Source organism: Oleiphilus sp. HI0132, from assembly GCF_001635845.1.
Window position 1 is genome coordinate 1 of record NZ_LWGJ01000983.1, and the last position, 262, is coordinate 262.

Genomic DNA, 262 nt, shown 5'->3' on the forward strand with positions numbered 1-262 from the left:
CGTCAGCTTGTATCCCACAAGGCAATCGTTGTTAACGATCAGGTAGTGAATATCGCATCTTACCAAGTTAAAGCTGGTGATGTTGTTGCTGTTCGCGAAAAAGCTAAGAACCAATTGCGTGTTAAAAACGCTGTTGAGTTAGCAGCTAATCGCGGGGCAGTTGAGTGGATCGACGTAGATACCAATAAACTCACAGGAACTTTTAAAGCTGTTCCTGAGCGTTCAGAGCTACCTTCGGACATCAACGAGAATCTAATTGTTG

Annotated in this window: 1 protein-coding gene; it reads left to right on the plus strand. The window is 43.9% G+C overall.

Features of this window, described 5'->3' with window-relative positions; genetic code table 11:
* Positions 1-262: S4 domain-containing protein (locus A3766_RS11070; RefSeq protein ID WP_255375448.1), on the plus strand; the 262-nt coding region annotated here is incomplete at both ends.